The organism is Pedobacter sp. UYP1, assembly GCF_040547305.1.
Classification (GTDB): Bacteria; Bacteroidota; Bacteroidia; order Sphingobacteriales; family Sphingobacteriaceae; genus Pedobacter.
Map to the genome: position 1 here is coordinate 56883 of NZ_JBEPPL010000020.1, position 20123 is coordinate 77005.

Sequence of the window (20123 nt, forward strand, 5' to 3'; positions counted from 1 at the left end):
AAGATCATGAAGAATTCAAACTTAAACCTAACTATTATAATCAGCACATTCTTGTTTTCTGGCTGCCATAAAGCAGACTATCTGGATGTTGATGCCGGTGACCGGCCCGCATTGAGTGCTAAAGTCAAGTTTGTTAATGCACGGCTTTCACCAGTTGCTGTTAATTTCTGGGACTTTACGAGAAAGGTCACGCCAGCTTTATTGTCAAGGAATACAGCTTCTCCTTATCTGGAAACTCAGTTTGGAAAAGTTCAGTATAATGTAACTGAAGGCGCCAATACTTCCTATAAAGCATCTTATGTTTTTGGTGGAAGTGCAAACTTTGTTCAGGAAAGTAATACAACTTCTTTTTCTGGACCTAATGGCCCTATTGCAGATTTTGCACATACTTTGTTTACTGTCAAAAAACGTTTAACAAGTACTTTAAACCCAAATAATGTAGACAGTTTAATTTTGGTTTATGATGATTTGTCTCTTCCTTCTCCAGGCAAGGCAAAGATCAGGTTTGCCAATTTTTCTCCTGATGCTCCTTCCCTTGATTTCTTCTATACCAGTGGGGCAGCTATTTTTAAGGGAGTTAGTTACGGGAATTTTGGAGACCAGGTAGTAATTCCATACACGAATGGAAAATCTCCTTCCACAATTACTGGTCTTACCTGGAAAACTTTAGGGCCTTTTAAAGAAATTGATGCAGGAACAAACCTTAGTTTTCAACTAAAAAAGTCAGCTGATCAAAGTGTAGTTCCTCTGATTGGAAATTCATTAACAGGTATTGTACTGGAGAATGGTAAGATTTACACGCTGTTTGTTAATGGGCTGGTTAGTGGTTCACCGGAACTGACCACTACAATTATTGTTCATAACTAAGCTTAAACTGTATGGAGTATCTTCTGAATTGATATCCTTAAAAAGATATAAGATCAATTCAGAAGTTATTTTAATCTGTCTTTGAAATAAAAGCAATTAAACTTGTTAAATCCTGGTTAAGAGAACGAATCGTAGACTGTAATTGATTAATCATTGTTGCACGCGTATGTAAATCGTCTGAACGATAATAGCCTCCCTTACCAAATAATAACGCTTCCTGATCCTGATCAATCCGACCATCAAATTCAAATTGTATCCATCTGTTTTTAATGCTTTGCGAAAGGGTTACATCTCCTTTATTACTGAAGCTTTTTTCATGAAGCATCTCCCATACAAATTCTGGATAATCGGTATTTGTTTTCGGTTCAGACCAGATTGTACGTAACAAATTGTGCTCATGTTCAAACTCCAGTTGTTTCCCTTTGGGATTTATAGTCAGCGCTCCTAAACCCGCACTAACTAAACCACCACCCACACCAACAGCAGTTTGTACGCTGTTTTTAGTGATGACAGCTGTAGCAACAGTTGTTAATGCTCCCAGAATCACAGATCCTATAGTTAGTTTTGTATTTCTTTTACTGTTAATACCATCCAGATAAGCCGCAGCCATATCGGCCCGTTCTCCCTCGCAATCCAATTCAGCGGCTACTGCTTGTAATTGAGTCTGTGCCAGCAATATTCTGCTGGTTACTTTTTGTCTGAGCAAGAATGTTCCGGATACAGACTCCTTTGTGGTTTGCTTCATTGTCCAGAGTTCATTGATTGCACTGCTGATTCCTAAAATCTGGCAAAGAAGTTGATCGTGCGGGGAAATTCCCGTTTTCGACAAGTCAACTTTAATTGAATCTTTCCAGAGAATTTCATGTTGAAGGTAGGGAATGTTTGGTGCACAGTAGTTATACTTAAAACTTTGCAACCTGGTATTCATCGTTGTCTTTTTTGCAGTGCTGCAAGAAGAAATGATTGCAATAGAAGCTATTGCGAAGGTTGTTTTCAGAAGTTGTGTCATAGATAGACGTTAAAGATGCTTTGAATTTCTGATAGAATTCTGTCAATATAAATAAAATCAGAATTAAAGCTTAAAATGGGGCAGACAAAAAAGACAAAGGCCTTATTGATTTGCTCAATAAGGCCTTTGTCTTTTAGACCACAGCTTCAACAAGAAGATCTTCATGCAGGGTCACACTTTGAAGAGATTGGTTTTGATCAAACCAGAAACAAGTCACATAACCGACTTCTGTTAGCGTACCGGCTGTCATATTCGGGCCGCCCGATTTTAGCGCTACAATTGCGCCTGTTGCAAATTTTGCCATAGGATTCAGTTTTAGTATTTGGTTTTATTAATGAAATCTGCTTTTGATATTACGAGTATAGGTAATTTCTACTACAAATGTAGTATGCCTGTATTATTAATGAAATACTTATACTATTTTGAAATAGTTATAGTGCTATTAAACAATATTGGCTTAACACTGAGTTGACAGTGTATCCATTTTTTTGTAAAACATATCTAAACATCTTTTATGAAAAAAGCTATACTATCATCCTGCCTTATGCTTACCGTATCCTTGTATTCTTGTAAAAAGAATAATGAGGGAACGATCACTGGAAATATGACTTATCCTGATATGGCCGAAGCTTCGGACCCTGCGGTATTGATGACCGCAGCGAACGGCGTAAAAGTATATAATGGAGGCTTTGGTTCTGCTGTGGCAGCTGATCCCAATGACCCCGCAGTCTTTTACCTGTTAACAGACCGCGGCCCTAATGCAGATGGACCTGCAGATAATATAAAGATTTTTGGTAAGCCCGGCTTTACGCCTCAGATAGGTAAATTCCGTTTGAAAGAAGGGAAGTTAATTTTGGAACAAACCATATTATTGAAAAATGCTGCCGGAATAAACTTAAACGGTTTGCCAAATCTGCCGGGTGCAGGCTCTACTGAAGAAACTGCAATTGATCTTAATGGGGTCGTTTTGGCACCAAGTAAAGATGGGCTTGATTCCGAAGGATTAGTTCGCGCTGCTGACGGCAGTTTTTGGGTGAGTGATGAATACGGGCCTCATCTGGTTCACTTTGATCCATCTGGCAAGACCATTGAGCGGATTAATCCATTTGGAGATGGCACAGGTGGGCGTAAACTTCCTGCGGTACTTTCAAGACGTAAACCAAATCGTGGTATGGAGGGCTTAACGATCACTCCTGATGGAAAAACTTTAGTGGGAATCATGCAGTCTCCAATGTTTAATCCTTCTAAAGCAGAAGTAAAAGGATCTGTGGTACTGCGTATTCTGACTTTTGACATTGCTACCGGTGCTACTAAGCAATATGCTTACTTACAGGAAAATGCTTCGCTAACTGGAGTTAGTGAGATTCTGGCGATAAATAATACGACATTTTTAACCTTGGAAAGGGACGGAGATTATGGAGGATCGCCAACTACTCCTGCATCCTTTAAAAAAGTATTTAAGATTGATCTTTCTCAGGCTACAGATCTTTCTGATGCTACAAACAGTGCAGCAGGCAGGTTATTTGGTGGTAAAACGCCAGAACAATTAAAAGATCTGGCGGGTCTTCAGACAGCAGGCATCGTACCGGTCAGCAAAACAGTTGTACTTGATCTTTTAAAAGATTTGCCGTCCGTTTATCCGCATGATAAAGCAGAAGGGATGGCATTAGTGAACGGAAATACGCTGGTTATCTCAAATGATGACGACTTTGGAGTAGTTCCGGGAGATAATGGTTCATTTGCACCTAAGATTCTGCCAGCTACGAAGACAGTTGACCGCAACAGGTTATATTTTGTGAAGATTAAATTATAATATTTTTATAATAAAAATAGAAGAGCCCTCTTGTCTGGAAGATAGGAGGCCTCTTTGTAATTGTCAGATTCTCTGATTTGTAGCTTAATCTTTAGTGTTGATCACTTTGAATCCAGTTGTTTAAAATGATTTGCTGTTTTAATATCTTCTAGTAAAACGTGAACAAATTTGTTGAATATTTTATATCATTTCAGAAATAATGCTACATTTGTCGCCACAGAGCGGATATCCAGAATTTTAATGCCCGGATGGCGAAATTGGTAAACGTTGCGGTCTCAGAAGCCGTTGGAGTAAGATCCTTGAGAGTTCGAGTCTCTCTTCGGGCACACCAATATCAAGCTCATTATAGCCTGTAAACCGAAAGTTTACAGGCTTTTTTATTCCCAGTCTTGAATTAAATCTAAATAAAAAATGGGATCTAAGTTTTACTTAAATCCCATTCATTCTTTTATTATCGATTTGTTGTATATTTTATCTTAAATAATTAGAAACATTTTATTATGCTCACTTCCCTTTTTGACCAATGTAAATGATTTTATTAGATGGTTTTCAAGCAGGACTGTGAAATAATATTTATTATCATATCTAATCTCGTAAATATTATCCTCTATTTGATCTTTATCAAGAGTTATTTCTTTTACTTTACCTGGTAGTGACTTATAAGGTATAATAGATATTTTATTTAAATCTTTATTAATCAATTCTTTATTTAATCCCTTGAGCTGAAAATTTAGGAGCACTATATTTATGTCCTTCATCTTCAGTTAAAGTGCTAGAAGTCTGGGGACTGGTAATTGGGTTAACAGCATTATTTGGATAAAATCCAAGTGTCCTGGTAATTGCTCCTTGTTGAACCGAAACAAATGTATGACTAACTTCTGGATCAAGCGTTGATCCAGACCAAGTGTCACTAGAATTGTCCTTTGGTTGATCTACATAGATGGTTACAACCGCATTCTTATTGACATCAATACATTTTAGAAATTTTTTAATATCACTTATCTTCTTACCCGGAGGCAATGCCAGTATAACTATATCATCTTTCCAGGTTCCATTTGGTTGATCACTATTGCCATTAGGAGCATCACCTCCACCGCCTCCAGCTCCACCACCACCACTACCACCACTAACGCCGCCGCTATTTCCGCCACCTCCCCAGCTGCCACCGCCACTACCTCCCCCACTATTACCTCCACCTCCTAGACAGACTGTACGAGTATTGGTATAACAAGTTTCTCCACCACCAGCACCAACACATGACGTTTGTATGGCTGTATAACACTGCGGGAATCCGTTAACAACTTTGTCACCTGGTTTTTCATTACTAATGTTTGTTGGAACCGTTGAGTTTTTAGTTCTGGCAACGACCGAAAGATTTGGCACAAACCAATTTTCTATAAACATGTGGCCACTAAAGTTCTTGTCTTTTTCCCAAACTTGATCTGGAATCATTGAAATCATTTCTGCTTTACTTCCATCATATGCTTTAGAGGTCGTCATAAGTCTCAGGTATAAGAGATTATCTAACCGAGCGCCAGTTAGGCCTCCATCTACCAGTGTAATTCTTGCAGAAAGTATAACAGGTACAAATACAGCAACGGTATCTCCGTTACTTTGTGAAAAGGCATTATCCCAATCTAACTTTCTATTGTCCAATAGTTCTTTTGAAAGAAATGATTGACCTGTGTAATTAGGCTCAATAATTTGTGAGTTCTTTTCAAAACTTTCTTTTGCACTAGATATAGACGTTCCTGCCATATCACAATTAGGCTGAGTTTCTGTCTTATCCTTTTTTACAGGAAGCATAGGTTACACCAGAACAACTAGTGAAAAAATAAGTTTAACTGAACTGTTTTTTAATATTTTTATCATACTTAATTTAGATTTAATCAAGTATCATAATTAAACTAAGCTTAGTTTTTTTTTACGCCAAGCGGCGTATTAACGTGGCGAAAATCGGGCAAATACGGAAACCCGTATTTTTCTCCTTCAATTAGGATGATTTTCAATTGCCTAACCAATTCATTTAACATAAGCTGCGGCTGCAAAATCAGAAAAATAGATTCCTTACCTTTGCGCGGAATTATAGCTATTTAGCCTTGATTCAAATAATAATAAATCATATATGCTGAGAAAAAAGACAATAGTATTGGTTATCATCATCTGCCTGATTTTCAACATCAGGGTAAATGGACAAACAACTTGTAAAATAATGCCTGATTCTCTGGGCAAAGACCTCGCGGCTGCCTTCTTAAATCAAGAGGATTTGAGTCAAATATCGATCTTCCCAGATGCTCCATCTGCTGCACCATTACTGATCAATGCATGGAATAAGCTGCTGAATAAAGCTAAAAACAAAAACATTACTCCCGCAAATACTACTTTCTATAACAGTTACTTCTCCACTAACCAGGTTTTATACAATTCCCAAACACCAGACAGACTCACCTTATATATCGCATTTAAACATGCCGCTGATACACTGGCTATCAGACTGGACTTATTAAAACAGGATGATCACTGGCTATTGACAGCAGTCAAAGACAACTTCTTTTGGCTTAAGACTGCAGAAAGTAATAAGATTAGTTTTGAACCTGCTATCGGAAATGAAGAACCAGATGCGGCGAATTCATTACCTGTTTATTCAACAGCTCATTCTATCAAAGATGACCATTGGATAACTGCAGGAACTTGTGTTTCAGACCCTAAGATTTTTATCGATGCAGTGTTAAACGATATGGTCGCGCACACTCCTGTAAAAGACCTTCCTTATCTGCTTTCTGAGGCAGATTTTATCCAGTATTTCCGTTCAGATATCCTGCAGATGGCAGGTAATAAATTAAAAGGTTCACCAGGCAATCAGGAGAAAGAAATATTAACAAATATTCAGACGCTAATGAATAAACACCCTGAACAATATTATAGTGAAATATTAAATGATATCAGTTCAGTTTCCAAATATCTTGAAAGTACTAAGTATGCGGTCAGCAAGAATAAATCAGTAAGCTATAAAATTGGAAATTACGATAATGACCTGTATGCATCCGGTAAAATAAGTTTGGAAGTGACCGTTAAATTTGGAATTGAAAAGGGCGAAGATACTATTCAGTTCTCCGGTTACTGGATTAACGGCAAATGGATACTTGCAGAATTAGACCGCTTGTCTATTTAAGCTTTGCAACACTTCTGTATGTAAAGTCAAATCTTTCAGTACCGGATATTTTTACCATTACTAATCTCTAATTTTATAAAACAGGCAAATATCCTGTCTTAGTAGAGAGCTCCATAATGGTAAATGAAACACATCAAAAGAAACTATCAAGTATCCCATATTCAGTATTAGATTTAGCAACAGTAGTTGCAGGAAAAACACCTTCTGATACCTTTATTCATAGCGTTGACCTGGCGCAAAATGCAGAGAAATTTGGTTATACCAGGTATTGGCTGGCAGAACATCACAATATGATTAGTGTAGCCAGCTCAGCAACTTCGCTGCTGATCGGTCACATCGCAGGCAATACCAAGACTATCCGGGTAGGTTCAGGAGGAATTATGCTGCCTAACCACTCTCCATTAATCGTTGCAGAACAGTTTGGAACTTTAGCCTCGTTATATCCAGGAAGAATAGATTTAGGACTTGGCCGTGCACCCGGTACCGATCAAACCACTGCGATGGCGATCAGAGGAGAGCGTTTTAACGCTGTACATGACTTCCCGCAAGATATTATCAAATTACAGACTTTTTTCTCTGCAGATAATGCAAACAGCCGTGTCAGAGCAATTCCGGGTGAAGGACTTGATATTCCAATCTGGGTATTAGGTTCAAGTACTGACAGTGCGCGTTTAGCTGCGGCTATGGGGCTTCCTTACGCTTTTGCAAGTCACTTTGCTCCAGCACAATTCCTGACAGCAATCAACCTTTACCGTCAGAATTTCAAACCTTCTGAACATCTCAAAGAACCATATGTAATTTCCTGTGTCAACGTAATCGCTGCTGATACAGATGCAGAAGCAGACAGACTGGCCACTTCTTTAAAACGTTTCTTTATGGGAGTTGTAACCGGTAAACTTGAACTATTACAACCACCAGTTGACAATATGAATGGTGTCTGGACTGATTACGAAGAAGAAGCAGTGAGTCAAATGATAGCCTGCTCGTTTTTTGGTAGCCCTGAAACTATCAAAGAAGATATGGAATCTTTTATTAAACAGACCGGGGTTGATGAGGTCATGGTTACTTCTCACATTTTTGATCATCAGGCAAGAGTGCATTCGTACAAGCTTTTTGCAGAGTTGATGAAGGGTTAACTGGCGTTTCAAACAAATAACAAAATCTCTCAGGAGATTAAATAGATTTTAAACTAACATAGCATGGAATACAGACAATTAGGCGCGTCGGGACTTAAAGTGCCCGTATTAAGTTTTGGTACTGCAACTTTCGGTGGTGGAAATGAATTTTTTAAAGCCTGGGGAAGTACCCAGGCAGATGAAGCAAGCAGACTGATCAATCTTTGCCTGGATGCAGGCGTTAATCTTTTTGATACTGCAAACGTCTACTCTAACGGACTTTCAGAAGAAATTTTAGGACAAGCCCTCAAAGGATTACGCAATAAAGTTTTAATCTCCACTAAAGCTACTTTTGCGATGGCTGACGGGCCAAATGATCTGGGATCTTCCAGATTTCATTTGCTAAAACAATGTGAAGACAGTTTAAAAAGATTGAATACCGATCACATTGATATTTATCACATGCACGGTTTTGATGCAACTACACCAGTTGAAGAAACCTTGAAGACCTTAGAAAATCTGGTCGAAAGTGGTAAAGTACGTTATATTGCCTGTTCTAACTTTTCAGGCTGGCACTTAATGAAGTCTCTTTCTGTTTCTGAAAGATATGGATGGTCCAGATATATCGCCCATCAAGCTTATTATTCTTTGCTTGACCGGGAATTTGAATGGGAATTAATGCCATTAGGAATCGATCAGAAAGTTGGAACGATTGTATGGAGCCCATTGGCTTCAGGACGTTTATCAGGGAAATACAGACGCAATCAACCACTTCCTGAAAATAACCGTGTGCAACAGGGAGGAGGTCATGGCCCTGCTTTGGATGAAGAACGTTTATATACCATCATGGATGCGCTGGATATTGTAGCTGAAGAGACGGATAAAACTGTTGCACAAGTCTCATTGAACTGGCTATTACAGCGTCCTACAGTTTCAAATATTGTTATAGGAGCTAGAAATGAAGAGCAATTGAAACAAAATCTGGAAGCAGTAGGCTGGGACCTGACTACAGATCAGGTGAAAAGACTAGATGAGGCTAGTCAACTGGAGCCGATCTATCCTTACTGGCACCAAAGACAAAGTTTGCAATTAAATCCATTGCCAGAATTTTATAAAGGATAATATTCCTGTCAACACAACTATGGTTGGAGATTGGCTGGCTCAATAAAATGAACAAAAACAAAAAACCAATGAAAACCATAGTTGTTTAATAGGTGTAATTTGTAAATTAGCCTAAACTAAATATAAACTTATGAAATACATTTCACTGCTTTTACTGATTACGGCAATCTCCTTCACAGGTTTTGCACAAAACAAAGATGCTATTCTTGGTCAATGGGTTAACTCCACAGGAGAGGCACATGTAGAGATTTATAAAAAAGAGTCTAAATATTTCGGTAAGATTGTATGGCTTAAGGCTCCAAAAGATGAAAAAGGCAATGCAAAGACGGATATAAAAAATCCAGATGCCAAGCTGAAGTCAAGACCTATATTAGGAATGGAAATGCTTAAAGACTTTGTTTTTGAGGATGGCAAATGGACTGACGGTAAAATCTATGATCCTAAATCGGGTAAAACCTATAGCTGTAATATGAACCTTAAAGACAACGGTGATTTGAATATGCGCGGGTATATCGGTATCTCGATTATTGGAAGATCTGAAGTCTGGAAAAAAGTTAAATAATGCGAATACTCCTTTACCTTTTATTGCTGACGCCCTTTGCTGTATTTTCACAAACCTATGAACTAAGTACTGTTAGTACTGGAACTAATACCAGTATCAGAGGAATGTCTGTCGTATCTGACAGCATTGCCTGGGTAAGCGGCAGCAACGGATTTATTGGCAGAAGCACAAATGGAGGTAAGGAGTGGACATGGACAAAACCCAAAGGCTATGAAAAACTCGATTTCAGAGATATTGAAGCCTTTGATAAAAACCACGCGGTAATCGTTAATGCAGGTTCCCCAGCATACATTCTTCGTACTGAAGATGGAGGTAAAAGCTGGACCGAAACCTATAAAAACCTGGATTCTGCCATATTTCTTGATGGTATGTCATTCTGGGATAGAAAACATGGGATCATCTTTGGTGATCCCATTCAAAATCATTTACAACTGCTTATTACGGATGATGGAGGATGTAACTGGAAAGATGTATCCACCAGATTAAAACAGACTTTGGCAACAGGTGAAGCAGGTTTTGCTGCAAGCGGTACTGGGATTAAAACCCTTGCCGGTGGAAAAGTCTGGATCGCTACAGGCGGTACAAAATCAAACATTTATGCTTCTGAGAATTACGGGTTGAGCTGGAAAAGATACGACTGTCCGATTTTGCGCGGGAAAAGTACTACCGGAGCATTCTCTGTTGATTTCTATGATGGAAATCAGGGAATAGTAGTTGGCGGTGATTATGAAAAAGATAAGGAAAACTCTAATAACGTCTTACTTACCAGCGATGGAGGGAAATCCTGGTCAAAACCATCCAGACCAGTATTCGGTTTCCGTTCTGGTGTAATCTGGTATGATGATAAAACCTGTTTTGCGACTGGTACCTCTGGTACCGATGTTTCCAGAGACGGCGGCATGAATTGGTATCACATTTCTGAAGAAAGCTTTAATGTGATTCAAAAAGCAAAAGACGGCAAGCTGATTTTACTTGCCGGTGGTAAGGGGTTAATCTACAGTTTGAAAATCAAATAAGCTATAAATCAATTTCAAGAATCTCTTTAGCAAGCATAATCATTTTCTCTGTACCTGTATATTTTCCGTGCTCATCAGATAACTTGATTACATCTGTCCACTGCTCATTCTGAGGTTGAGCCTGAGTCATCTTAATCACAATATTCATCGGCTCAGGACCAGCATCATTAGTCAGGTTAGTCCCAATACCGAAGGATATACCAATCTTGTTGCGGCAATGACCAGCAATCCGGGCAACCTTCTCATAATTAAGCGCATCAGAAAAAATGATAGTTTTAGTCTTTGGATCTATACCCATCCGCTCATAATGTGCAATCACCTTATCCGCAAAAAGAAGCGGATCACCACTGTCATGCCTGACCCCATCAAATAACTTCGAGAACATCTTATCAAACTGCCTGAAAAATACATCGGTCGTATAAGTATCAGATAATGCAATCCCAAGATCTCCACGGAAAACCTGTACCCAATGCTCTAAACCCAAAGAATTGGCCATTTTAAAACCATAACGTGCCGCATGGAACATGAACCACTCATGCGCATGTGTACCAATTGGTTTAGTTTGATGAACCATTGCCATATGCACATTACTAGTCCCGATAAATGAACCCTCTCCATACTGTTGTAATGTTTGCAATACTAAGCGGTGAATGGCATAAGAATATCTCCGGCGCGTGCCGAATTCAGCGACCGTAACCCCAAGATCACGGTAGTTCTCAATCTTTTTCCTTGTTCTTTGGATCACCTCTTCGTTGCTGATTCTAACTGCATGGGTCAGCTCGTAGAATAGTTCGCAAATTAAGGACATAATCGGAACCTCCCATAAAATAGCCCGGTACCATAAGCCCTCAATATGTATTTCTAATTGATCACCCACTTGTTCAATATGCACTTCATCTGGCTGATAACGATAACCTTCCAGGAAATCCAGGTACAGCGGATCAAGATAAGGACAGTTTACCTGCAAGAATTTCTTTTCCTCCCGCGTTAACCGCAGCGCTGGCATTTCATTCACTGCTTTACGCAATGCATCACCAAATCCCGGTGGAAAAGAATGTTTACCACGGTTTATGAATTTATAACGCACTTTTGCATAGGGGAATAAACGTATCACGCCCTGTTGCATCGTGAACTTATAAAAGTCATTATCAAGGATGGACACAATTGAAGTAACAGGTTGTATAGTCATATCGTAAGGCTAATCATCAACTGACTTAACACAATTCGCGCCAGTAGCTGATGGATTAGCCTTAAATATAAATTTAATTGGCATCTAATAAAACTGCCAGTTGAATACAATGTGTATCAGACCGGTTGCTCCAGGCATGGTTAGTACCCCGTTGAATCACTATATCTCCAGCTTTTAACAAGGTTTCTTCTTCATCCAGGATCATATAGATCTCACCTGATAAGATGATAATATAATCAAGCGTAGCAGTTTGATGCATTAAAGGATGTACCTGTCCAGTCTCCAGTGGTTTAATTCCCAGGTCTTTATCTGGTGGGATACTTACATAGCGGAAATAAGAACCATTTGCAGGTGCTACTGGAAATGCTGTATTTTCTACTTTAGTTTCTTTTGATAAGTCTGCTGGCATCTGGATGGTAGTCCAGATATCTGAAATGATCAGACCAGGGAAATGCTCCGAGACATTAGTGGCTATTGCATCATCAGTAATGACCGATCTGCCATTTTTTATTCCTGTGACTATTCGTCGTGGTATCTTTGGTATTTGTGACATGTTATAGTTTAAGTATCTTTTGATAAAATCCTGCTAATGATAATTAAGGGATCTGCATCACTAACTTTCTGCCTTTGGTCAGGTTGCTTTCCAAAAGCTGATGCGCCTCTTTCACTGTTTCGACACTTAATAAGCCTACATTTTTTATAGTTGGCGGACTAAGAGAAAGCGAAGACATCAACTCCATAAACTTACTCAGGCTTTCCCCATAATAGCTATAATTCTTTTCCAGAGAATACGCATAATTTGAAATATTCACCAGAACTGCTCCTTTATGAAACAGTTCTTCCCTTGCCTGTTCAGTAGTTAAAGCAGTAACATCAGCATAAGTGCCATTTGTTGCAATTACATGTGCACAAACCAGGGACATTTGATCACCGACCAGATCGATACAATACTTAAATAAATGACCCTGATTACGAGCAATAATAAGCTGTAAAAGATGAGCTGCTTTATAATCAATAATCTGCTCTTCTTTTAATCCTGCTTTAAGTAGCTGATTTTTACTTTCCTGATTTCCCGCAGTGACTATGATTTTCTGATAACCCGTAGCGATCAGTAATTTAACCAGCGCCATACCTACACCGCCAGCAGCCCCGGTTATGAAGATCGAATCATTAAGATGGAGGGCCAACCGGTTATAACATTGTAATGCAGTTAAAGAAGCACTGGGAATAGCAGCAGCTTCTTCAAAAGTCAAATATTCAGGTTTATATGCTAACAGCAATTCCGGTACGCTTATATATTCTGTATAGGTACCATTTGATCCCATACTACCAGAAGCAGCAAATACGGCATCTCCAACTTTAAATCGTTCCGTTAAATTACCCGCTTTAACAATTACACCAGAAAACTCGCGTCCCAATATAGGGGAATGCATCCGTTTTTTTTCTGTTAAACCTTGCCTCATCTGATAATCAATGGGATTAAATGCTGTCGCTTTGATTTTAATCAGCACTTCATGATCACCGGGATCAGGAATCGCATAATTATTTTCCAGCATGAAATTATCAGTACTTCCAAAATCTTTTAATAGGATTGCTTTCATCTATTTATTATTATTTTTCTATAAAATAGAGCCTTTGATAATTAAAATAATTACTGCTGTGGGCTTGATAATTATTTTAATCATGTCGGCATCATATAATTTAAATGAACAATCATAGACTGTTCAAACACAAAGGCTAATTTAACTGGTCAATAGTTTATATTTGCTATTAGTTAACTACAGGTAACTGGTTACTTCAACTAAACCAGCAGGAAATGGGCACGGTAAAAAATAAAGGAAATGTACGGGAAGCAAGCTGTCAGGAAGAACTTACAGCCATGCGTGATAGTATAGAGATATTAGGGGGAAAATGGAAGTTATTAATTATGCGCTACCTTACAAACAGGACTTCAGAAAGCAATCATTTCAAGAAGATTCAGCGGGGGATTAATGGGATTTCTGCCAAAATGTTATCAAAGGAATTAAAAGACCTTGAACTTAATTTGATGGTTACCAGGACCATTCAAAATACCAGGCCGGTTACAATTGATTATGCGGTGACCGAGTACGGTAAAAGTATCATTCCCGTCACTGACATGTTAGTTCAATGGGGATTGAATCACCGCGAGAAAATTAAGGAAGATATACTTGTATAGTTTCTTTACCGTTATAGTGTTGTGCAAGCGAATCTGCGGGATCGGTTATCAAACAATAAGTTTTTTGTACTGAAAGATAAAGATGCCTTAACAAGGCATTGCATAAACACGCGCTATATTTACATCATAATCAGAATATGCTGATAGAACAATTAATATAACTGGTGTTACAATTGATATAACTGGCAGCACAGTAACTTACAGCAATACATAAAGGCTTTTAAAGTCGAAGCGGGGAAAATACACAGGATGACTAAAAAAGTCAAGTTCATTAATACCAATCAGTCCGCATTTTATAGTACGGTACGAAAAAGAGTCGATACCTATTTTACAGCAAATAATATTTCTATCCATGCAAATGGAGCTATGTGGTTTAAAGCCATATTCTTTTTAACAGGTTTAACGGCACTATATCTGCTTGTGTGTTTCGCTAATCTCAGTTTGCCGGTCTTATTGTTATTAGCCATACTATTGGGGATGTTCGGTGCATTTGTCGGCTTTAATATCTGTCATGATGCTATTCATAATTCCTTTTCAGGCAATGCTACTGTCAACAAGATCTTCAGCTTCGTATTTAATCTGATTGGCGCCAGTCCGTACGTCTGGAATATTTGCCATAACATTGTGCACCATACCTATACAAATATTGCGGGGCATGATGAAGATATTGACGTTGCGCCGGGTCTTATCCGGTTTTCTGATACCGAGACCGTTAACAAACTGCAACGATATCAGCATTACTATGCATTTATATTGTACAGTTTTTCTATGTTATCATGGGTTTTCAGAAAAGATTATAAGAAGTTTTTTCAACATAAAATCGGAGAACATACCGTGGTTCACCCCCGGGTTGAATATTACAAACTCTTTGGCTATAAAGCAATCTATTACTTCCTTTTTATCGCCTTTCCTCTACTGGTTATGCCAATCACTTTTGGACAATTTGTAATTGGTTTTTTGGCTATGCAACTTGCTCAGGGCTTGGTTCTGGGGCTTGTATTTCAACTGGCACATGTAGTAGAGGGAACAGATTTTCCTTTACCGAATGACGAAGGAAATATGGAGGAAGCCTGGGCAGCTCACCAGATGAGAACTACAGCGAATTTTGCAGGAGGAAGTAAAATAGCGGCATTCTTATGCGGAGGATTAAACCGCCAGATAGAACACCACCTTTTTCCAAAAATCTGTCATATCCACTATCCTGCAATAGGACTTATTGTTAAAGATACCGCCAGAGAATTTGACCTTCCTTATATAGAAAGTATCACCTTTACGGGCGCTTTGCAATCACATTACCGAACATTGCGAAGACTTGGAAAAGAAACTTATCAAACAAATAAAAACATCAACAGGGAAGTTTATACCGTTCCTGAAACTGTTGTGGTTATACTCTGAATTTAGTGAGCCTGATTATATGCCGCTGAAGCTTAACTGATTTACCGGGTCATATTTATCGGGGCAGATATACCAGAGCAGATATATCAAAGCAGATATATCAAAGCAGATGTGCCAGAGCAGATGTGCCAGAGCAAATTTACCGGGGCATTTTTTTACTAACCGGAACCGGAACCCGTTTCCACAAACTTTTATCAATTTGATTAGTATCTATATCCTTTATCCAGAACAAACTGGAGGTGATATATACAACTTTGCAAGTTTTATAAATTGGGTAAGTCCTTTGATCAGAACCACAGCCCTTTCTTCTTAAAACGATCTGAGTACCCGAATTGTCTTTTTGTTCAAATAAAGTTCGGTCATTACTCCAGCTGCACATGCCAGAAAAGACAGTGATAAATGCTAGAAAGGCAGCAGCAAATGCAATCACCAGGGTTAAAGCTATTTTTCCCAGCAGCAGCTTTTTACTATCTGTTCCTTTAAGCGTGCCTGCTAAAGTAAAAATCACAGCTGTTTGTAATCCGTAGAATACAAACAGCTGTTGAAAGTTTCCACTTTTTCCAATCTTGATTTCCAGTGGAATAACTTTTCCGAACAGTGCTAGAATTACCCAGCAAACAATGGTAACTACCGAAGCCCAGAATATAAGCCGTTTAAGTAGTTGTATCGAAGAATTGTTAACCATTCAGGTAATTAGTTATGTTCGTCAGTACTTTCTCTGAGAGTCTTTGTTTCGCTTCAAAAGTAAAACCCCCAAATTGGTCTGATAAAATGATATTGTCGTGGCCTGTAAATTCTTCAGCAAAATCTCCAACTCCATCCGCATCGAAGATGGCGAAATTCTTCGCATCAGCAATCCAGTTCAGAAAAGCTTCCTTCTCAAAAGGTACACCCAGGGATGTATTGACAAGAATTGAATTTGGTTTCTTTAGCTTAAACTCCCTTTCTGTGAGTACAACTGTGTTTTTTGGCAAATGTGTGGAGACGATATCACACGATGTCATTAACTCCTCCAAAGGCAAAAATGTGATCCCATTTTTTTCCTGCTCGTACTTTCTGCTGCGGCTAAAATAAAATACCTGCATGCCAAAATGTTGTGCGGTTTGGGCAACCATCAGTCCTAAGGTTCCCAGACCTATAATCCCGATGCTTTTATTTTTTAATTCCACAGGCTCATCTTTCCATCTGGCCTTTATTAAACCTTTCAATAAGAAAATCAACTGTGCAAAGATAAATTCCACCGCACCTTCATCTCCATAATCCTTAACTCCTTTTACCTCGATACCTTTTTCGCGGGCAGCTATAATGTTGACATTTGCAGAAGCTTCGTCATATAAACTGCAACACATACCGATATATTTTAAATGGGAAGTTTGTGCAATGATCTCTGCCGTAATTTTTGTTTGCCAGCTCACCAGCACACAGTCTGAATCTCCAATACGTGCAAGCGTTTCAGCGTCATCCTGAGGATAATCATTATATATACTGATCTTATGTTTTGATAAAGCAGTGAGCCGGTTGATAATTTCTTGAGTAAGGCCACAGCTATCTATGATGGTTATTTTTTTGAATTGCATGTTATTGTTAATTAATTATCAGAAATGCGAATATATATTAATTGTAATCATTAAGATATAAGTTAAACAAAAAGAAAGGAGTGCCGATTAATCAAAATCACATAATTGACAGGTAAGTCGATAGGAGTCACGTCCTTATCGGATATCAAATTAGAGTCACAAATCTATCGTACTCCTGCGAATATCGAGATGAGCTTTATAACAAATTAAAATTGAGCTTTACAACAAAACAAACCGCTTGAATACTTCCGAACTTTAACTCAACAAAAATTATAGAAAATGACAAATTCAGAAACAACCACAAAAGTTTGGTTTATTACCGGAAGTTCAAGAGGATTAGGAAGAAACCTAACCGAAAGTGTGCTCGCAAGTGGAGCTAATGTAGTCGCAACAGCCCGTAATCCGGATCAATTAAACGAGCTTGTGGCAAAATATCCGGATCAGCTTTATACTGTAAAGCTGGACGTCACAGATCAAAATCAAATTAACCAGGCAGTTAAAGCGGCCATAGGGCATTTTGGCCGTATTGATGTATTGGTAAACAATGCCGGTTTTGGAATTACCGGAGCTGCCGAAGCTTTTACAGATGAACAAGTACGCAGTCAGCTGGAAACTAATTTAAATGCACCTATTGCGATTACCCGGGCTATTTTACCCTATATGCGTAAACAACGTTCAGGAAGGATTCTTCAGATCAGTTCTGTAGGAGGGAGGGTTGGTCATTTTGGACTGACGATTTATCAAGCTGCTAAATTTGGTCTTGGTGGGTTCAGTGAGGCACTTGCTCAAGAAGTTGCTCATTTAGGGATTTATGTAACCAGTGTTGAGCCAGGTGGATTTCGTACAGACTGGGCAGGTGATTCGATGAGTTATGCGCAAGTAGTGGAAGGATACGAATCTACCGTTGATCAAATAGCCGGGCTCTTTAAAGCAGGTAATTTTGTACCGATGGGAGATCCAGATAAAGCTGCGAAAGTAATGATTGAATTAGTTGAACATCCAAAGCCACCAGTGCATCTGGTACTGGGCAGTGAAGCTGTGGGGCTTGTAAAACATGCTGAAGCTTTGAAAACAGCAGAATTTGAAGAATGGCTACCCGTATCTGTCTCTACCGACCACGCAGACGCTGTCAATTTTCTGGAAACTGAAGAAGGAAAAACACTGTTGAAAAAAGCATAAGCCAGGAGCCTGTTTAATCTTATATATTTGAGCTTGATATGTTCCAGAAAGAAGAAGATAAAAAATTGACACAGATACTCTATTCCTGCTACTTCAGCAAGAGTAGAGAAGGGGAACAGTTCGTACCTGAACATATTTTTAGTTATCAGATTTCTGGAACTCTTCATATCAATGATGGCCATCAGTCCCATATTTTTAAGGAAGGTGACTTTCGGTTCTGCAAAAGGAACAACCTGGTTAAATTCATTAAAATACCACCAGAAAATGGAGAATTCAGGTCAATATCAGTTCGTCTTGATCAGCAAATGCTTCGTGATTTTAGCATAGAGTATGGTTATGAAAAGGTTAAAAAGCATGACAGTGAGATTATTCAGGAATTAAAGCCCGATCCACTTTATAAAAGTTATATGGATTCTCTTCTTCCTTATCAATTCAAACAACCAGAGAATCAAAAACTATTGTCCTTAAAACTGAGAGAAGCTATCCTGATCCTGTTGCAAACTAATCCGGAACTAGCAGATACTTTATTTGATTTTACAGAACCCGGGAAAATAGATCTGGAAGCCTTTATGAATAAGAATTTCCACTTCAATGTGGAGATGAAAAGATTTGCTTATTTAACCGGAAGAAGCCTGGCTACTTTTAAAAGAGACTTTGAGAAACTTTACCAAATTCCCCCAAGCAGGTGGTTACAGCAAAGAAGATTACAAGAAGCATATCATTTGATTAAAGAAAAAGGAAAAGCGGTTTCAGATGTCTACCTGGAGGTCGGATTTGAGGATTTATCGCATTTCTCTTTCGCTTTTAAGAAAAAATACGGATTGGCACCTTCAAGAATATAGAAAAGAAGAATTAGCTTATTTACGATTAAATATGGATAGATGCCCCCTTTAAATGTCGCATTTGCACCCTTATGGGATAAACTTTCCTTTGTAAGTTTATCCCATTAAAAATACTGACGATGAGAAAAATAGTATTACTGATGCATGTAACAACAGATGGCCTTGTAGCAGGGCCAAATGGTGAAATGGACTGGATCAACATTAGTGAGGAGATGTTTGATCTGGTAGGAAGGCAAACAAACCTGGCAGATACTGCTTTGTACGGACGGGTTACTTATGAGATGATGGAAAACTACTGGCCAGCGGCAGCCGGTCAGCCTGGAGCTTCCAGACATGATATTGAACATTCCACCTGGTATAATAAAGTTTCCAAGGTTATTTTATCGGAAACTTTGGCCGGGCAACAGCTCCCTCGTACCACGATCATTAGTAACCAGGTTGCTGTAAAAATTAAAGAATTAAAAGAACAACAGGGAACGAATATCTTAATGATCGGAAGTCCTGGAGGTGTACATTCACTTTTAAAGGAGAATCTGATAGATGAATTCTGGTTATTTGTAAATCCTGTAATTTTAGGACAAGGCATTCCGTTATTCAATGCTGTAAAAGAGACAATTCAACTCAAACTAATCGATAGCATTACTTTTTCTTCAGGAGTGGTCTGTTTACATTACGAAAAGGTATAAAATATTATGATGCTATAATTTGCTCAGGCTCTGTAATTACGGGGCCTTTTCCTGAAAAATTGGTTATTCACCGGAGTACTGACAAATGAGCAAGGAGAAACGTGCAATCAACAGGCAGGAAAGCCCGAAGACTGGCCAGTAGAAATTATTATGACTGTATTATTTAAGGCTATCGGTAATCAGACTAGTTTGTCTATCCATCAGACCGTTCCAGAAGAAGATGCAAAACGAACCGGAGCTTATCAAAGATGGATTAAGATGTTCAACCGTTTAAATCAACTGATTTCGGATCAAGCGGAAAAGTTGGGGGGAATAAAATAAATTCTTTCTTTTGCATTTTTAAATCAAACGAGAATTTTCATTTTGAGTCAAGCCGAGCAAA

General features: G+C 38.6%; 21 protein-coding genes and 1 tRNA gene. 14 read left to right on the forward strand and 8 right to left on the reverse strand.

Annotated features, from left to right (window positions below; translation table 11 throughout):
* The first annotated feature begins 6 nt into the window (after window positions 1–6).
* The gene (locus ABIB30_RS25330) at window positions 7–867 is read left to right on the forward strand and encodes a hypothetical protein (RefSeq protein WP_354305809.1); all 861 of its coding nucleotides are present in this window, start codon (window positions 7–9) and stop codon (window positions 865–867) included.
* A 70-nt stretch (window positions 868–937) separates the two neighbouring features.
* Here the strand turns inward: ABIB30_RS25330 and ABIB30_RS25335 are convergent, their stop codons facing one another.
* Together ABIB30_RS25335 and ABIB30_RS25340 are read right to left on the reverse strand one after the other, a co-directional pair.
* Complete coding sequence (locus ABIB30_RS25335) at window positions 938–1876, reverse strand: hypothetical protein (RefSeq protein WP_354305810.1); 939 nt, start codon at window positions 1874–1876, stop codon at window positions 938–940.
* A gap of 133 nt (window positions 1877–2009) precedes the next feature.
* Window positions 2010–2180: a DUF2158 domain-containing protein gene (locus ABIB30_RS25340; protein WP_084359010.1), complete on the reverse strand. Its 171-nt coding sequence runs from the start codon at window positions 2178–2180 to the stop codon at window positions 2010–2012.
* 210 nt (window positions 2181–2390) lie between these two features.
* Here ABIB30_RS25340 and ABIB30_RS25345 point away from each other — a divergent pair, with 210 nt between their 5' ends.
* Both ABIB30_RS25345 and ABIB30_RS25350 read left to right on the forward strand, forming a co-directional pair.
* Window positions 2391–3689: an esterase-like activity of phytase family protein gene (locus tag ABIB30_RS25345; protein WP_354305812.1), complete on the forward strand. Its 1299-nt coding sequence runs from the start codon at window positions 2391–2393 to the stop codon at window positions 3687–3689.
* A gap of 242 nt (window positions 3690–3931) precedes the next feature.
* Window positions 3932–4015: transfer RNA gene (locus tag ABIB30_RS25350), tRNA-Leu, on the forward strand.
* A 379-nt stretch (window positions 4016–4394) separates the two neighbouring features.
* Here the strand turns inward: ABIB30_RS25350 and ABIB30_RS25355 are convergent.
* On the reverse strand, window positions 4395–5495 hold the full coding sequence (locus ABIB30_RS25355) for a hypothetical protein (RefSeq protein WP_354305814.1): 1101 nt from the start codon (window positions 5493–5495) through the stop codon (window positions 4395–4397).
* A gap of 319 nt (window positions 5496–5814) precedes the next feature.
* Here ABIB30_RS25355 and ABIB30_RS25360 point away from each other — a divergent pair, with 319 nt between their 5' ends.
* The 5 genes from ABIB30_RS25360 to ABIB30_RS25380 all read left to right on the forward strand — a co-directional run bounded on the left by ABIB30_RS25360 (window position 5815) and on the right by ABIB30_RS25380 (window position 10676).
* The gene (locus ABIB30_RS25360) at window positions 5815–6861 is read left to right on the forward strand and encodes a hypothetical protein (RefSeq protein WP_354305815.1); all 1047 of its coding nucleotides are present in this window, start codon (window positions 5815–5817) and stop codon (window positions 6859–6861) included.
* Window positions 6862–6977: 116 nt separating this feature from the next.
* Window positions 6978–7997 (forward strand): LLM class flavin-dependent oxidoreductase, encoded by a 1020-nt coding sequence (locus tag ABIB30_RS25365; protein ID WP_354305816.1) that lies wholly within the window; start codon window positions 6978–6980, stop codon window positions 7995–7997.
* 63 nt (window positions 7998–8060) lie between these two features.
* Window positions 8061–9098, forward strand: coding sequence for an aldo/keto reductase (locus ABIB30_RS25370; RefSeq protein WP_354305817.1), 1038 nt, complete (start codon window positions 8061–8063; stop codon window positions 9096–9098).
* A gap of 130 nt (window positions 9099–9228) precedes the next feature.
* Complete coding sequence (locus ABIB30_RS25375) at window positions 9229–9660, forward strand: DUF2147 domain-containing protein (protein ID WP_068395476.1); 432 nt, start codon at window positions 9229–9231, stop codon at window positions 9658–9660.
* On the forward strand, window positions 9660–10676 hold the full coding sequence (locus ABIB30_RS25380) for a WD40/YVTN/BNR-like repeat-containing protein (protein WP_354305818.1): 1017 nt from the start codon (window positions 9660–9662) through the stop codon (window positions 10674–10676). The genes ABIB30_RS25375 and ABIB30_RS25380 overlap by 1 nt, the downstream gene beginning before the upstream one ends.
* Window position 10677: 1 nt before the next feature.
* Here ABIB30_RS25380 and pncB read toward each other — a convergent pair whose 3' ends face one another.
* From pncB to ABIB30_RS25395, 3 genes are all read right to left on the reverse strand, one after another.
* Complete coding sequence (gene pncB, locus ABIB30_RS25385) at window positions 10678–11865, reverse strand: nicotinate phosphoribosyltransferase (protein ID WP_354305819.1); 1188 nt, start codon at window positions 11863–11865, stop codon at window positions 10678–10680.
* 73 nt (window positions 11866–11938) lie between these two features.
* Window positions 11939–12418, reverse strand: a complete 480-nt coding sequence (locus tag ABIB30_RS25390) for a cupin domain-containing protein (RefSeq protein ID WP_354305820.1) — start codon at window positions 12416–12418, stop codon at window positions 11939–11941.
* Between the two features lie 43 nt (window positions 12419–12461).
* Window positions 12462–13466, reverse strand: a complete 1005-nt coding sequence (locus tag ABIB30_RS25395; RefSeq protein WP_354305821.1) for an NADP-dependent oxidoreductase — start codon at window positions 13464–13466, stop codon at window positions 12462–12464.
* 215 nt (window positions 13467–13681) lie between these two features.
* Between ABIB30_RS25395 and ABIB30_RS25400 the strand changes: the two genes are divergently transcribed.
* Both ABIB30_RS25400 and ABIB30_RS25405 read left to right on the forward strand, forming a co-directional pair.
* Window positions 13682–14062 (forward strand): winged helix-turn-helix transcriptional regulator, encoded by a 381-nt coding sequence (locus tag ABIB30_RS25400; RefSeq protein ID WP_354305822.1) that lies wholly within the window; start codon window positions 13682–13684, stop codon window positions 14060–14062.
* A gap of 249 nt (window positions 14063–14311) precedes the next feature.
* Window positions 14312–15457: a fatty acid desaturase family protein gene (locus tag ABIB30_RS25405; RefSeq protein WP_354305823.1), complete on the forward strand. Its 1146-nt coding sequence runs from the start codon at window positions 14312–14314 to the stop codon at window positions 15455–15457.
* Between the two features lie 139 nt (window positions 15458–15596).
* Here ABIB30_RS25405 and ABIB30_RS25410 read toward each other — a convergent pair whose 3' ends face one another.
* The gene (locus ABIB30_RS25410; protein ID WP_354305824.1) at window positions 15597–16142 is read right to left on the reverse strand and encodes a hypothetical protein; all 546 of its coding nucleotides are present in this window, start codon (window positions 16140–16142) and stop codon (window positions 15597–15599) included.
* The gene (locus tag ABIB30_RS25415; protein WP_354305825.1) at window positions 16135–17034 is read right to left on the reverse strand and encodes an NAD(P)-dependent oxidoreductase; all 900 of its coding nucleotides are present in this window, start codon (window positions 17032–17034) and stop codon (window positions 16135–16137) included. The genes ABIB30_RS25410 and ABIB30_RS25415 overlap by 8 nt, the downstream gene beginning before the upstream one ends.
* 279 nt (window positions 17035–17313) lie before the next feature.
* On the opposite strand from ABIB30_RS25415, the gene ABIB30_RS25420 reads away from it, so the two are divergent.
* The 4 genes from ABIB30_RS25420 (at window position 17314) to ABIB30_RS25435 (ending at window position 20062) form a co-directional block, all read left to right on the forward strand.
* Entirely contained in the window at window positions 17314–18213 is a 900-nt protein-coding gene (locus ABIB30_RS25420; RefSeq protein ID WP_354305826.1) for an oxidoreductase, read from the forward strand.
* 38 nt (window positions 18214–18251) lie between these two features.
* On the forward strand, window positions 18252–19055 hold the full coding sequence (locus tag ABIB30_RS25425; RefSeq protein WP_354305828.1) for a helix-turn-helix domain-containing protein: 804 nt from the start codon (window positions 18252–18254) through the stop codon (window positions 19053–19055).
* Between the two features lie 119 nt (window positions 19056–19174).
* Window positions 19175–19741, forward strand: coding sequence for a dihydrofolate reductase family protein (locus ABIB30_RS25430; RefSeq protein WP_354305829.1), 567 nt, complete (start codon window positions 19175–19177; stop codon window positions 19739–19741).
* Window positions 19742–19891: 150 nt separating this feature from the next.
* Window positions 19892–20062 carry a hypothetical protein gene (locus ABIB30_RS25435; protein WP_354305831.1) on the forward strand — a complete coding sequence of 57 codons (171 nt, stop codon included), beginning with the start codon at window positions 19892–19894 and terminating at the stop codon, window positions 20060–20062.
* Window positions 20063–20123 lie beyond the last annotated feature (61 nt).